Source organism: Ornithinibacillus caprae, assembly GCF_009728145.1.
GTDB classification, from domain to species: domain Bacteria; phylum Bacillota; class Bacilli; order Bacillales; family Amphibacillaceae; genus Ornithinibacillus; species Ornithinibacillus caprae.
In genome coordinates this window covers 1-15,288 of record NZ_WOCA01000016.1, presented here as the reverse complement: position 1 = coordinate 15,288, position 15,288 = coordinate 1, and the positions used below count along the sequence as shown (strand labels likewise).

General features: G+C 35.0%; 15 protein-coding genes. 2 read left to right on the top strand and 13 right to left on the bottom strand.

What is annotated here, in order from left to right; all coding sequences use genetic code 11:
• Positions 1–171: 171 nt before the first annotated feature.
• The 4 genes from GMD78_RS16590 to GMD78_RS16575 form a co-directional block, all read right to left on the bottom strand.
• Positions 172–1,359: a hypothetical protein gene (locus GMD78_RS16590; RefSeq protein ID WP_155670324.1), complete on the bottom strand. Its 1,188-nt coding sequence runs from the start codon at positions 1,357–1,359 to the stop codon at positions 172–174.
• Positions 1,349–2,566: a DUF58 domain-containing protein gene (locus GMD78_RS16585; protein ID WP_155670322.1), complete on the bottom strand. Its 1,218-nt coding sequence runs from the start codon at positions 2,564–2,566 to the stop codon at positions 1,349–1,351. Before GMD78_RS16585 ends, GMD78_RS16590 begins: the two co-directional genes overlap by 11 nt.
• Complete coding sequence (locus GMD78_RS16580) at positions 2,563–3,507, bottom strand: AAA family ATPase (RefSeq protein WP_343042403.1); 945 nt, start codon at positions 3,505–3,507, stop codon at positions 2,563–2,565. The genes GMD78_RS16585 and GMD78_RS16580 overlap by 4 nt, the downstream gene beginning before the upstream one ends.
• Positions 3,508–3,582: 75 nt before the next feature.
• On the bottom strand, positions 3,583–4,803 hold the full coding sequence (locus tag GMD78_RS16575; RefSeq protein ID WP_155670318.1) for an MFS transporter: 1,221 nt from the start codon (positions 4,801–4,803) through the stop codon (positions 3,583–3,585).
• Positions 4,804–4,964: 161 nt separating this feature from the next.
• On the opposite strand from GMD78_RS16575, the gene GMD78_RS16570 reads away from it, so the two are divergent.
• Positions 4,965–5,555: a YitT family protein gene (locus tag GMD78_RS16570; protein ID WP_343042401.1), complete on the top strand. Its 591-nt coding sequence runs from the start codon at positions 4,965–4,967 to the stop codon at positions 5,553–5,555.
• A 166-nt stretch (positions 5,556–5,721) separates the two neighbouring features.
• Here the strand turns inward: GMD78_RS16570 and GMD78_RS16565 are convergent, their stop codons facing one another.
• The 3 genes from GMD78_RS16565 to GMD78_RS16555 form a co-directional block, all read right to left on the bottom strand.
• A complete protein-coding gene (locus GMD78_RS16565; protein ID WP_155670316.1) occupies positions 5,722–7,221 on the bottom strand; it encodes a BCCT family transporter in 1,500 nt (499 codons plus the stop codon).
• A gap of 331 nt (positions 7,222–7,552) precedes the next feature.
• The gene (locus tag GMD78_RS16560; protein ID WP_155670314.1) at positions 7,553–8,140 is read right to left on the bottom strand and encodes a nitroreductase family protein; all 588 of its coding nucleotides are present in this window, start codon (positions 8,138–8,140) and stop codon (positions 7,553–7,555) included.
• A gap of 194 nt (positions 8,141–8,334) precedes the next feature.
• A complete protein-coding gene (locus tag GMD78_RS16555; RefSeq protein WP_246187682.1) occupies positions 8,335–9,546 on the bottom strand; it encodes a C40 family peptidase in 1,212 nt (403 codons plus the stop codon).
• Positions 9,547–10,163: 617 nt separating this feature from the next.
• On the opposite strand from GMD78_RS16555, the gene GMD78_RS16550 reads away from it, so the two are divergent.
• Positions 10,164–11,192: an FUSC family protein gene (locus GMD78_RS16550; RefSeq protein ID WP_155670312.1), complete on the top strand. Its 1,029-nt coding sequence runs from the start codon at positions 10,164–10,166 to the stop codon at positions 11,190–11,192.
• A gap of 17 nt (positions 11,193–11,209) precedes the next feature.
• Here the strand turns inward: GMD78_RS16550 and GMD78_RS16545 are convergent, their stop codons facing one another.
• The 6 genes from GMD78_RS16545 to GMD78_RS16520 all read right to left on the bottom strand — a co-directional run.
• On the bottom strand, positions 11,210–11,839 hold the full coding sequence (locus tag GMD78_RS16545; protein ID WP_155670310.1) for a response regulator: 630 nt from the start codon (positions 11,837–11,839) through the stop codon (positions 11,210–11,212).
• Positions 11,832–12,878 (bottom strand): sensor histidine kinase, encoded by a 1,047-nt coding sequence (locus GMD78_RS16540; protein ID WP_155670308.1) that lies wholly within the window; start codon positions 12,876–12,878, stop codon positions 11,832–11,834. Before GMD78_RS16540 ends, GMD78_RS16545 begins: the two co-directional genes overlap by 8 nt.
• A complete protein-coding gene (liaF, locus tag GMD78_RS16535; RefSeq protein ID WP_155670306.1) occupies positions 12,875–13,609 on the bottom strand; it encodes a cell wall-active antibiotics response protein LiaF in 735 nt (244 codons plus the stop codon). The genes GMD78_RS16540 and liaF overlap by 4 nt, the downstream gene beginning before the upstream one ends.
• Positions 13,610–13,688: 79 nt before the next feature.
• Positions 13,689–14,324 (bottom strand): PspA/IM30 family protein, encoded by a 636-nt coding sequence (locus GMD78_RS16530; protein WP_155670304.1) that lies wholly within the window; start codon positions 14,322–14,324, stop codon positions 13,689–13,691.
• A gap of 23 nt (positions 14,325–14,347) precedes the next feature.
• Positions 14,348–14,701 (bottom strand): lmo0954 family membrane protein, encoded by a 354-nt coding sequence (locus GMD78_RS16525; RefSeq protein WP_155670302.1) that lies wholly within the window; start codon positions 14,699–14,701, stop codon positions 14,348–14,350.
• A gap of 255 nt (positions 14,702–14,956) precedes the next feature.
• Positions 14,957–15,288, bottom strand: a 332-nt coding sequence (locus GMD78_RS16520; protein ID WP_196493696.1) for a transposase, incomplete at its 5' end; no start/stop codon positions are given.

Below are 15,288 nucleotides of genomic sequence, written 5' to 3'. Positions count from 1 at the left end.
TCTCCCGCTTCTTTGAAACAACTGCTATAACACCGCTACGGCAGAATACCTCGCTTTCTACATCAACTACGAATTAGACCCAGCAGTAAAAAAATCACATTCTAGTCTTCTGCCCCTGAACTATTGTCTTTGCAATGAAGCGATTTTGTTTTGTCCCAGCCTCACCTTCTATCATAAATCTAATTTAGCTTCCATTTCTTTGAGCTGAACTTTTAATGATTTAACTTCCTGGTCACTTGCACGTTTTCCACCATAGCGCACCTTTTGATATACGTATATATCTGCACCGACATTAATCCGCATAAACCAATCCTCTATCGTTTCAAATGGTCTTCTACCTTTATTCTGCTTTGCTGCCTTCCGTTCGAATTGATAGACTAATTTTCTAATCGGATCACTTGGTCTGTTAAAATACTTATTAAAAGGATTCCTTGAATAAGTATTATTCCCAGTGGAACCAGAAAGACTCGAATAGGATACTGCATCACTTTGTTCAGCTTCGACTAATTTTTGCTTCGAACGTTTTCGCCACAAAATCATGATAAAAAATGTAACCAATGCAATTAATAAAATAGCGATGGCCACAATAAGAAATACGGACATACCTTCCACAACATTATATTCTTCAAGTTGATTCCAATAGCCGTCTCCATGCTTAGCATCATCTGGTGTTTGTTCTGGCCAGCCACGTTGTTCCACCGTTAGAAAGCTTAATATATTTGAAAAGCCACGAATGACACCACCGATTGCATTAAAAAACCCCTGGCCAACATATAATGCTACATTACGTGCAGATTCAAATAAGAAGAAGAAAATTGTTGCTCCGAGTCCTAATATTCCAATAAAATAGAAAGGTAATTTTAAGTCAATCTGTTTTCGATCCTCTTTATTTACTACAACCAATTGACTAGTTATGTACCCAAGAAATAAAATAACAAACTGTAAAAATGGATATATCATAATAAAACTATCACGAACCAGAATACTCACAATAGCAGTAAGTAATAGCGTAAATAATATATAGATATTTTCTCTACTGATCAAATCTTCTTTTCGAATATCAATATACCGCCATACAAATAAGAGGGTAAATAGCACTGTAAAAATCATTGGGTAATCCAAACTATTAAAAACCAAAAATAATATTGGAGCCATTACTATATACCAGATATAACGGGTAGTATAACGAGTTATGATAGAAAATAAAATACAAGCCCCAATAATAATTACGAAGTAACTCCCATAAGGAACATACGAGAAACGATGGTAAAAGAATGGCAAAGCTATGAGAAACATAATAATTGCTTCACTTAGAAAGTGGTATGCATACGTAATCGATGCAGCAAGATTAGGTTGCATTTGTCATTGTCTCCTTCCTCAAAGGTCGAACCATTGCACCATCCTCTGTACCAGTTACATGAAAAACGGTATTTTGTGTTTGTTTCCAGGTGCTCATCATTTCCATCGCTCCAGACGGAACATCCCCAATAATAATAATCGTCTTCGGTTTAATAAATTGTTTTCCCAAACGGTACAGCATTTGATTAAAAGGCATAATCATAGATTGTTTATGGATTCTAGCAAGCATTTCTAAAGAATAAGCAAAATGTGTTTTCCCCTCTCCTTCTGGTAAATGAACATATGGAACTTTACCAGGTCTACGAGAGTTAACATAAATTTCGTACGGTACGCCAGTTTTGGTTGCATATTCACTTAAGTAAGCTGTGTAGCTTAATAGATTTTCCAAATTTTTATTAAAACTAGACATATTTAAATCATTTTCAGTACCTAAATTAACGATAAAAACATACGACATATCTACAACTCTTTCATACACATTGGTTTGCATTTTCTGTGATTTAACAGTTGCATTCCAATTGATCCGATGAAAAGGATCACTATAACTATAATCCCTTGTGCCTAAAGGGCTTTGAATATCTTCAAATGGGGAAAAATTTGCTCTTCCTTCTCCTGGAATCATATGAAAAATCGCTTCTACACCCTGAACAGGTAATAACTTAGGATATACGATAAATTCTGTTTGATACAAACGCCGATAAGCTAATGTTACTAAGTTAAAGTTTAATAAATGCGGAAAATCAAATTCAATATTATTTACTTTTGAAACACCACGTTGCTCTGCAATAACAGGAAACTCAATTATTGTGTTTCTTTTCTGCAATACAGACAAAGGAATTTTTAACTGCTTCCAATAATCTTTTTTCTTTTCCACCAGTGTATATGCTTTAATAGAAGGTCCTAATTGGACTTTGAACTTTCCATTAACCATTGGAAATGCAGAATAATTTTTGAGCTCAAACCGTAAAGTAGTCTCTTCTCCTGGGAAAAGCTTCACCGTCTTGTGGACATTATCAAGCTCTAATCTTTTTCCAAGTCCACGGTCATAAATTTTATAAACAATTAGATATGCTGCAAATATTCCTACGCCAATAAATGCAACAGGAGTTCTAAAAATAACACCAATTAAGAAGAATACAACCAAAGCAATAAGGATATAATCATAGCTCCTGGAATGCTCTGAACCTACTTCCTTTTTCCACATCATTCGCTAAATGCCCCTTCTTCTACAGGTACAGGCACTTCCTTCATAATTTCCGCTACTACTTGCTGTGACGTTTTTTTAATAGATCCTTCCATCGTTAAAATTAATCGATGCTCAAAAACGTATGGTGCTAACTTTTTAATATCCTCTGGAGTAACAAAGTCACGTCCATCTAAAAATGCTCGTGCTTGAGCAGCACGCATTAATGCAAGCATTCCTCGTGGACTTATTCCTAGCTCGACATCATTATGTTCTCGGGATGCATGGATTAATCCAAGTAAGTAATCGGAAACAATATTAGAAATAGTCACTTGCTTTATTTGATATTGGAATTCTCGAATATCCTCTAAGGTTAACGAAGCTTGGATTTCATCGTATGGATCACTTGTCCGGTAAGTAGTTAATATTTGCTTCTCTTCCTCTTTATCTGGATAACCTAAATCAATTTTAAATAGGAAACGATCTAGTTGTGCTTCAGGTAGTGGAAATGTACCATAATTACTTTCTACAGGGTTTTGTGTGGCTAGAACAATAAAAGGTGATTCAACTTTAATCGTTTCACCATCAATTGTTGATTGGTACTCCTCCATTACTTCTAATAAACTTGATTGCGTTTTTGGTGTCGCCCTATTAATCTCATCTGCCAGTAAAACGTTGGAAACAACTGGTCCAATACGAAGCTCAAATTCCTGCGTTTTTGGATTAAAGAAACGAATTCCAGTTACATCACTTGGCAATACATCTGGTGTGAACTGAACACGATTAAATTCTCCATCCATTACTTTCGCGAAGCTTTTAGCTAATTTTGTTTTTCCTGTACCAGGAACACTTTCAAGGAGGACATGCCCCTGTGCAAACAATGCAACAAATAATAAATCTACTACTTCTTCTTTCCCATAAATAACGTTATTTAGTGATTTTTTTGCTTGTGTAATTTTTTCCAAGTTTAATTCCCCCATTTTTAAAAAATTAGATAATTAACATTATTGTAACACTAAATGTTACGTTATATAAAACAATTATGTTTCATCAAAATACATTTTCTTACTTGAAATGAAAACAATTACAGTTAAAGTAATAGCTACTACTAACATAACAGAAGCTAAGAAAATAATAGTAATTCGTAGTGGTATAACATCTGCCACTGCTCCAACTAATAATACAAAAATGATCTGTAAAAAACTTTGAATTAATTGGAACATGCTAGTTACTCGCCCCATCACCATCGCAGGAACATTATTCTGATAAAACGTAGTGATTCCTGCGTTTAAAAATGCATTAAAAAATCCTAGAATAACAAACCCTACTGTTATGGATAGAAACGACCAGGAAAATGCATAGATTAGATAACCAATAGTCACCATGGAAATCCCAATGGCGATCATATAGCGAAGGGAAAGATGTTTAGAGAAAATGGAAACAATTACCCCTCCTGTAATTGCTCCAATACCAGTAATACTAATTAGCAAACTATAATCCATTTCAGACAGTCCTACTACTTGTTGGGTAAACACAACCTCTTGCGCATCCATAGCCAAGCTAAAAATAATCGTTGCTAAATAAGCACTATACACAATAGCAACATACTTCTGTTCCTTAAAGAATTGAAAAACAACCAGCCAATCTAATTTCACTTGTGCTATTGTCAATTTAGGAATCGAATCCTTTTCAATTTTCTCCTGGTCAGGTAATACAAATAAGAGTATGGCTGAAATTAAAAATGAAATAGCATTCATGAATATCGCCGTATCCACAGATCCAATTAGTATTAGTGCACCACCAATTGCAGGCCCAACAATAAAAGCACCGGACATAGATAATGACTGAATCGAATTATACCGCTTACGAATATCTTTAGGAACTAATTGTGTGATATACGTAATTGATGATGGGTTAAAGAAAGCCTTGGCAGTACTTACACCAATTAATATAATGTAGATCCCCCAAATAGATGACACAAAAGGAATACTAAAAACCAAAACAGCTCGAATGATATCGGTAACGATCATAATCATTCGTTTACTGCGATAGTCAATAAAGCTGCCAGTCCAAAACTTCGTTAGCACATTTACTGCTGGACCAATAACCCATAATCCTGCAACAGCTGTAGCAGAACCAGTCATCTGATAGACTAATATATTGATAGCTACCAAATAAATAAAGTCCCCTAATCCAGAAATTCCTACAGAGGTTAAGAGGATGACTGGATACTTCCACTTGTTAAACGACGATTCCTCCATTATATCTCCTCAAATCAAATAAACTATCCAAATACTCTTCAAGTTTAATCTATTTCGATAATATTTGACAATTTTAATATACATCACATACTTTTTATCATCATTTGTTCTTCTAAATCATACGCTTTAAGTAGTGAAAAAATGGACAAGGTGGAACCTTCGTGATAAAAAAAACGATCGCTATATTATTAGGAAGTGGATTACTTGCTGCGGGAATTAATATGTTTATTATTCCCAATCATTTACTCGATGGTGGAATTATTGGATTAGGGCTAATCGGTAAGTATGTTTTTGAATTAAAACCTGGTTTAACTATAATTTTATTAAGTGTCCCACTATATACAATTGCTTTCTTTTATAATCGTGATTATTTCTATAATGGGGTTCATGGACTATTTGTTTCTTCATTTTTAATAGATCTATTTCGTCCATTATCGACATGGGATGCCCCTTCGATTTTAGTCAGCTCACTTATAGCCGGTATCATGGTAGGTACGGGAATAGGAATTATGTTATCTGCTAATATCAGTTCAGGGGCAAGTGATCTGTTAGCATTGATGCTTTCAAAAGTTACACATATTAATGCAGGAATCATTATCTTTATCTTTGATTGTGTGGTTTTATTATTAGGTTCGTTTATCATAGAGGAAGTTACGATTTTCTATTCGGCGATCATGGTGACTATGGTTGGAATAACAACTTCGATTATATTAACTATTTTTCGTAAGGATCGCCGTTCCTACCGTTTTTAAGAGGATAGCTAACGATAGAAGATTTTCCAACATCATGTAAGTCAGATTTCATCACAACATCTTTTATTTTTCGAAATCTAGGTTAAGAATCATGACTTCGCACCCTCATTTTTACGATCAGTAAAAAGCAGTTAAAAGACTAATTTCTTTTAACTGCTTCGCAAATTTAAGCATCTTTTTTACTTTGATAATCCTTACCAACCATCCGTAAAAAAGATAAAACAATCAGTATAAGAATTACTGTAAAAGGTAGTGCAGAAATTAATGAGGCAGTCTGAAGTGCATTCAATCCACCTGCTAATAGTAAAACCACTGCAATGGCAGTAATCAGTACGCCCCAAATCATTTTCACGTATATGGCCGGATTTAGACTACCTTTCGAAGTCATACTTCCTAAAATATATGTCGCGGAATCAGCTGAAGTTACTAAAAATGTAAAGATCAAAAGAATTGCTAACAGAGACATCAAATTGGACAATGGAAGATTTCCAAACGTCTCAAATAACGCTACAGCTATATCTGCATTTACAGCCTCTGCAATAGCTGTACCATTTGTTAAATCACTATTAAGTGCTGTACCTCCGAACGCAGCAATCCATAAACATGCAAGAACTGGTGGGACGATTAAAACACCAAACACAAATTCACGAATGGTTCTTCCTCTAGATACCCGAGCAACAAATGCTCCAACAAACGGAGACCATGCAATTGCCCACGCCCAATAAAAGATGGTCCAATCTCTTACCCAAGTACCACCTTGATATGGAGTTAGCCGTAAACTATATTCAACAAAGTTTGTTAAATAATCTCCTAAACCAAGCACAAATGAATTTAAGATAAATACAGTTGGTCCAGTAATAAACACAAAAAGAAGTAATACGATACATAAGCCAAGATTTATATTACTAAGCCATTTAATTCCTCTGTTTAAACCAGTGCTTGATGATACCAAATATAATACAAGAATCACACCAGCAATTACGACCTGCATCCAGGTTGTATTAGGAATATTAAATACCGTCTTTAATCCCCCATTCATCTGCATGATTCCAAGTCCTAACGATGTTGCTACCCCCATAACAGTTGCAATAACAGCTAATGAATCAATGGTAACTCCAACTCCTTTATTCTTACCAACAACTGGCTGAATGGAAGTTGAAATAAGTCCATTATTGTCTTTTCTAAACTGTAGATAAGCAATCACTAAGCCAACTACAGCAAATACAGACCATTGGCTTACTCCCCAGTGAAAAAAGGAGTATCCCATGGCAATTCTTGCGGCTTCTTCTGTCTGTCCTTCTAATCCTTCAAATGGTGTGTTGAAAAAATGGCTCATCGGCTCTGCTACACCCCAGAAAACTAACCCAGAACCAAAACCAGCTGAAAAAAGCATTCCAATCCATGTAAAGAATGGATATTCTGGTCTAGACTTTGGAGGACCTAACCGAATCTTTCCATATTTACTAATCGAAAGTCCGATCAAAAATAAGACAAATACAAATACTGCTAATACATAAAACCAACCAAAATTTCTCGTTGTAGTATTAAATAATGCTTCAGCTACTGTACCAAATTGTTCTGGTAATACAGCACCGATAATTACTAATAATAGAATAATAATGGCAGAGATAAAAAATACTGGGTTTTTATATGTATACTTTTTCATAAATTACGCCCTTTCTCGTAATGTAAGTGTGTAAGGATATGAACAATTACAAAGATACCCTAAACTACGGCATCGTAAACTATATTTTTTAACATGCCGCAAATATTATACCTACATTGCTAATGAGTTACCGTTTTGGTTTTTCTAATTAGCTTTTGGGCACTCATTACTCCGATGTGTAAACAGAATGCCTGTTTGTGCTGGTTTAGTTTAAATTTCCAAAATAGAGGGATTCATCCCACATTTGAAGAAATGGGCTTTCTTGCTCTTAAAATCTGTATCCAAAAAAAAAAGGAGTAGCAAGAAACCTGCTCTCCCTTTCCCTTAAATATTAATCGTTAAAAACACCTTCTGATATAAAGTCCTCTATTTGTTTTCGATCCGATGGCTTTTCCCGTTTACGTAGCTCCTCATTCAAGGCTTCTTTCTCTCCTTGATATCCAATCGCAACAATAGCATGAACCGCATATCCTTGTGGAATATTCAATTTCTCGATTGCTTTTTCTTTGTTAAAACCACCCATAGCATGAGTAATTAACCCTTTCCTTGCAGCTTCTAGAGCAAGATACCCCCATGCAGCTCCAGTATCAAATGCATGAGCTTGGTTGAAGCCTCCAAATCGTTTTTCTTCCGTTTTGGATATGACAGCTACTAGTACTGGTGCTTTTTGACACCAGACCACATTACCTTCATTAATAAAGCTTAAAAATCTCTTTCGATCAGACTGTTCCTTTGCCACAACAAATCTCCACGGTTGTATATTTCCTGCAGACGGTGCCCAACGAGCAGCTTCAAATATACTATTTAAAATATCTGTTGGAATTTCTTTTTCTAGAAAAGATCTTGGTGACCAACGCTCCAAGAATATAGGATCAATATCATATGTACTTTTTCGAAACTCTTCTATCTTTTTATACATGATATGACTACACCCCTTTACTACATTTTTTAGAAAACTTGGCATTCGCCATTGCCTTAATTGTCATTTTAAGGACAGAAAAACTTATATTTTACTATCTGTCAAAAAGTTTCGATTTCTATTATATATGGAATAAGCCTGAGGTGAAAATTAAAAGGCTCTAGCATTTTGCTAGAGCCTTTTAAATAATAATATTATTTAACGACACGTCTTACATGTCCCTTAAATTTACTTTTCCAATAACCAGAAGTCATGTCAGCAACCGCTAAACCTGTTGAATTTTGAGATCCAATAAATTTACCATTACCAACATAGATCCCAATGTGGCCATTAACCTTATACGTATCGAAAAATACTAGGTCGCCAGGTTTGACATCACTGTATGAGACCTTTGTGCCTACATACTGTAATTGAGCAGTACTAGACGGTAGGGAATATCCGCCTTGGGCAAATGCCCATGAAATGAATCCAGAACAATCGAATCCACTAGGGGACTTTCCTGCCCAAACATAAGGAACTCCCAAATATGGATAACCAGCATTAATTACCGTACTAAGATTTCCACTTCCTGATACTGGTGTTGAAGACTTGCTTTCTTTTTTACTTAATGTTGTTAAGTTACTACTATTCCCATCGCTTGAACCATTTGAAGAGTTAGCACTTGCTGTAGCAGGTGGTGTTCTCTTAGCAGCTATATTACGACGAACTTCCGCTTCAATCGATGCAAGTTTACTGTCTTTGATCTTTAACTCTTCTTTTTTCGATTGTAGCTCTTGCTCTTTTTGTTTTAGTTGTTTCTTTTGTTCTTCGTTTTTTTCTTTTTGTACAAGAATTAACTCCTGCATACCTTCTAATTCGACTTTCATATCCGTTAACTCAGTTAATTTATTTTCAACTAACGTTTTTTCTTCTTCCTGTTGTTTAAGTAAAGCACTATCTGATTCGGTAATTTTAGTGACAGCAGATACGCGACTCACTAAGTCTCCAAAACTCTTTGAACCAAATATAATATCAAGAAATCCTATATTTCCACCGTTTTTTTGATAAGAAACCATACGATCGTTTAAAATATCTGAACGCTTTTGGATAGATTGTTCTAATTCAGCAATCTCTTCTTCTTTAACTGAGATTTCTTCTGTTGTTTCATTTAGAGTTTTTTCATTCGTTTTTAAAGCTTCGTTGTTTTTAGTAATTTCCTTATTCAACTCTTCTAAATCTATTAAAACATCCGCTATTTCTGCTTCAGCTTTTGATAGATTTTCCTTTATAGATGAACGTTCACTTTCAATTTGTGATTGTTGGTTTTGCAATTCATTTAATGTATCAGCATGGACTGTATCCGTGAAGAAAGTACTACCAAGACCAACTACGGTAACCGTGGCCATTGTTATCAATGATTTTTTCAACTTTCTTTCCTCGCTTCCCACGTCACTGCCATATTCTATGTAAATAGCAATGAATCTATTATTTTAAATCATGTATCTATTTTATTAGGCAATTAGTAGTATATCATCATTTAATTGCAACTATGTTATAGTAATGTTACAAATATATTTCAAAGACGACAATTAGTTATGCTTTTTCCTATAAAACAGAAAAAAATTGCTGTCTTTTGACAGCAATTTCAGATATATACCGCCTACTTTATTCTATTTTACCGTAAATTGTTCTTCTTCCGTTTACCTTTAAGAGCATTCATAGAGGACACGCATGGAATAACTTTTGCCACATACCCAGAACCAGCTTCCATGTGTAGCAGTATACCCCTTTCTTTCACTAGTAAATTTTTCCGATGTCATTCAAAATTATGCAGTCATACCATCTGTATTGTATTTCTTGCTAATTCAAACATACTCACCCCAAATGCTGTCGCCTTTTGAGGAGGGAATCTTCTCGCCTAACTCCGATATAATGAAACTCTTTTGTTTCATTTTTCTAAAAACAATATATCTTAAATACCTTGATTAAATAAACTAGAAGTGAAAAAATATGAATTGTAGTTTGTAGGTAGGGGAAGGTTTCGATGAAAATAACTCAATTGATTGGTAGTAGATTAATTAAAACCGCAGTTGCCATTTTCATAACCGCTTGGGTCTGTGAGCTGGTAGGTTGGCCACCAGTTTTTGCTGTTATTACAGCAATAGTTACACTAGAGCCTACTGTATCTGAATCGATAAAGAAAGGATTTATACGTTTCCCTGCATCTGCGATCGGATCTGCATATGCAGTTTTATTTATTGCGTTATTTGGCAATTCACCAATCACATATACACTAGCAGCATTTTTTACCATTGCGACATGTGTTACATTTAGACTCCATGCAGGATTACTCGTTGCTACTCTAACAGCGGTAGCTATGGTGGAGGTTATTCATAATAATTTTTTAATCTCATTCTTTATCCGGCTTGGAACGACTACAATCGGATTGATCGTTTCTACTGCAGTAAACATGTTCATATTACCACCTGACTACACAAAGGATATCGTCACCCATATTCGACGGTTAAATAAGCAAACAGGGAAAAACATTGAAAAACTATTTCAATTAATTTTAAACGAAAATGAGGTTAGAGATGCAGACATTGTTACACCGCTACATACAGCATCTACTAAAGTAGGTCGATTGATACAGTTTCAAGAAGATGAATCAAAATATCACCCATTAGTAGGTCATGAAAAACATATATTCCAACATGCACAACAACAAATGATTACGATCCGAATGATTCATTATCATATGGATAATTTGCTCCATACATCTTTAGAGAACGTATCATGGTCTCAAGATGAACGATCTGTTATCCTTCAATCTGTCGAGGAGTTGGCAGAAGGGATGAAGAGCAAAAAATACTTTGATCAAGAGAAACACAAAAAACAACTGAAACAGTTAACAAACATGTTTTGGGAGGATAGTGAAGAAATTACAAAAAGTAAGGAACAACACCCTACTCATTTCCCACCAAAATTGATCATTTTATATGAGCTGTTGTCCATTTTCGAGCTCGTAACAAGGTTTTACCAAAATGAAAGTGAAATAGAAAAATCTGTGTAACTATACACAGATTTTTACTATACGAGTTCATGTTTAAAAGCATAAATTACAGCTTGTGTTCGATCTTGAACTTCAAGTTTACCGAGAATATTACTTACATGAACCTTCACAGTTTTTAAAGCAATGTATAGTTCATCAGCAATTTCCTGATTTGTTTTTCCCGCTGCAATTAAAAGCAAAATTTCCATTTCACGTTCGGTTAACTGTTCATGTAAATGTACAACAGGCTTTTCTCTCATTTTGGTCATAATTTTCCCCGTCACTTCTGGTTCAAGGACAGAGTGACCATTAAATGTTGAACGAATTGCCTTGGCTATTTCACTAGCTTTTGATGTTTTCAGCATATAACTAGTTGCTCCCGCCTCTAGTGCAGGGTATACCTTTTCATCATCTAAAAAGCTTGTAACAATAATTATCTTAGCTTCTGACCAGCTCTGTATAATTTGCCTTGTAGCTTCAATTCCATCCATTTCCTTCATGACTAAATCCATTAAGATGATATCCGGTTTAAGCTCTAATGCTAAACGGACTGCTTCCCCACCATCATCTGCTTCTGCAATGACATCCATATCTGGTTGTGCAGACAAGTACGATGAAACACCTATTCGAACCATTTCATGATCATCAGCAAATAATATTTTAATCATCACTCTCATCCTTTTTTCGTAAACTTGGAACCTTAACTTCTAAGCGTGTACCTTGATTAGGTAGGCTAATAACCTTTAACGTTCCACCAACCTCGTTTGCGCGTTCACTCATATTGGAAAGCCCATAGGAACTAGTTGTTCGTATTTTTTCTGTATCAAAGCCAACTCCATCATCGACTATTCGAAAAATAATGAGGTCATCCCGTTCAATTAACATCACATGTAAAGTTTGGGCTTCTGCATGCCTAAGTGTATTGGAAACAGACTCCTGTAATATTCGAAATAACTGGTCCTCTACACCCTTATCCACATTAAATTCTTCAATTTTCCAATCAATCTTTAATGGAACTTTTTGTTGAAGTTCTAATAGTAGTTCTTTGATACCTTCTTGTAATGCCTTTCCTTTTAATGCAACTGGTCGCAAGTGGAGTAATAATGCTCGCATCTCTAATTGTGATTGATGAATCATCTTCTCGACTAATTGTAATTGCTTCTTAGTAGATGAATCCATTTCAGAATTTGATTCATTTATTGCCGACATCATCATGGAAGCTGCAAATAATTGCTGACTAACAGAATCATGCAGTTCTCGTGCCAGCCTATTTCTCTCTTGAACGACAATTTCTTGTAGGCTTTTTTCACGTTCATTTGCTCTTTCCGTTGCCAATCGTTGCGCATTCTCTGTTTGCTTACGGATTTTTTCTTGAACTTGTTGTACTTGATACTGAATCGTTATTAGTTCTTTATACGGTTGTTCATCGAATGTAACCTTCTGACCTTTTGCAAGTTCATCTAATTGTCTTGTGATTTTATGAAAGCGTTGTCGCCAAAAAATTCCCGTGGTAATACCAGAGATTGCTCCTATTGTAATTGGAATAAATAATATATATACAATAAAAGGAACATTACTGATCGTTTGGGTGAATATTAGCTTCCAATCGTCAATCGGAAAAGTAAGTAATGTTATTCCAAGTATCATTAATGATATCAGCGTTCCAAACAATATCGCGGTAAAAGCATGTCGCAAAATAGTGATCATATTCGCTTCACCTCGATATCTCCAGAAAATATAGAGGTTACAATCTTGACACGTGATAACTTAGTTGTATCATATTTTTCCGTTTGATATAACAGAGACTCGTTCATTAGCTTTGTTTGGCCTTCGCCAAAGATATGAGCTCTACCAAAAACCGCACTATGATGTATACTTACTTCCACTTCATACGGTACGAAGACCTCAATATTTCCAATGAAATGTCGTATGGATATAACTGCAGTATCATTTGGTAGTACTGTATTACTTAAATCAATAATCCGATCCCCAAATCCTCCGTGTATATTTATATCTCTCCATTGATAGGAAGTATTTTCTGTTTCTTGATCATTAAAAAGTTTGTGGTCAAATAATGGTTCCCTTTTAATGAGTGGATCTACTATTACCTCTTGATGAGTTAATATATTGGGCTTTACAATTTCAGCGTCCTGTGTTTTCTTTAAATAATTCATAATAAATAATACAATCGCAACAATCACCAGAAAGCGAACTGCTAACATATTTAATATTGAAAACACTAAGCTGATAACACTAATCCAAAAAAGTATTTTCCCCCATAAGCGACTAAAATTTTTCCAACCAATATACGTAAATAAACCTGAAAATAAAGAAGAAATAATCATTCCACCATGGAAGAAAACAATCTCTACAATAAAGAGGATCAATCCTATAATCAATATCCAGTTATACGTATCTGTCTTAAGTCGTTCAAACAAGAATAGTGACCCCCTAATTAATAGTGAAATAGACGCAGTAACCTGCGTCTATCAAGTATATCACTTTTAATAGAAATAATTAATTTGCTTTTTCTTTTTCTTGCATTTCTTTTTCAAGCTTAGCTATTTTATGATCAAACGTGCTTTTATAATATGCACTATTCACTTTATATTCAAGCCCTTCTATATAACGCTCCATTTCAGCAAAACGAGAAAACGGCTTGTCTGATACTTCTTCCATTACTTTGTTCATCTGGTGATTTGCATGTGCAATATTTTCACGCCCCATTAGCTCCATTCGGCGTAAATACATATCCTTTAATTTATGCTTCATTTCCTCATATTTTTGCTCGAGCATCTCTAATTGCTCAACAGCTTCTTCTCTAGATGCTTTCATCCGATCTGCACGAGCTTGATATTCCTCATATTCTCTCATTGCAAACTCATGCATTTGTTGCTCTCCTGCTTTTTCTGCAATACTAGCTTGTTTTAATCGTTTATCTGCAAGGTCCTGAGCTTTATGATACTCACTTGTGAATTCGTCCTTTAATTTATATTGACGGTCTACTAGTCTACGTACCTTTTCTTTTTCCTGTTCACTTTGACGTAAATATTGATTTAATGCTGCAATTGGATTTTTTTGTTCCTTTTGATCCATTAGTTGATGTAAATCTGCTGAAATAGAATCCTTCATTCGTGTAAAAATGTTTGTCATTTTCCATCGCTCCTCTTTCATTTTTAATTATTAATTTCTGCCCATTGTCTTTCAAAATTGGTAAAAGGATCGTCCTCATCCACAGTAGCTACTACTGGGTCATTTTCATCCTTTTTCCAATTCGTAACAATTAAATACAGTGCGTAAGCTGCAGCTAATCCTACTACGGCAAACATATTTGAAAAAGTTATGCTTAGTACAACTAGCCCAAGAATTACCCAACCAATTTTCCCTGCGGTTGAATCGCTTTTAAGAAATTTCTTAAAGATAATATACAGTAGCCAAACACTAACTCCCAACAATACCATTGGGCCAAGATTCGCAAGTAATATAAGTAAGGCAATTAGCCCTCCTATAAATAACATGAATTTTCTCATCCAAACTGCCTCCTTTCTTTATCTTGACTTCATCATACCGAATTGCCTCTTCTTTCATAATGAGCCTAAGCAATATTTTGATATAAGACCTAAGGCTTATTTATTCGTTGGAAAACTTTTTATAAAAAAAAGCAGGGGAATTCCCCTGCCCAGCTTGTAGAGAAAGTAGGTGTTTTTTCTCTACAAGCTTTTTTAATTCTGTCATAACTATTTCATTAAGTAAGAAATTTTTAATGAAAATAAACTCCCACACACCTAGCCTAGCTTTGCTAGGTGTGTGGCAATCTTCTTCATGTTCTGGCACGCTGCTGTGAGTAGTACTTGCTCACTCGCATTGTGCAATCCCCTTAACCTGCAGTAGCGAAGCCCATGCAGTTCTTTCGAATCTGCGAAGCTCCGCTCAACTTTTTCTTTTCTATATTTATAAAGCATTTTTCCAGATTGTGATAACCTATTCAATCTAACTTTTTCCTTGAATTCTTCCCAAAGATGCCGAGTTATTACTTTTTGATGGTTCTTCGATCTTGTACATTGGTCTAATAATGGGCAACTTGCACACAATTTGGGGTCTGATTTATATTCCCTGT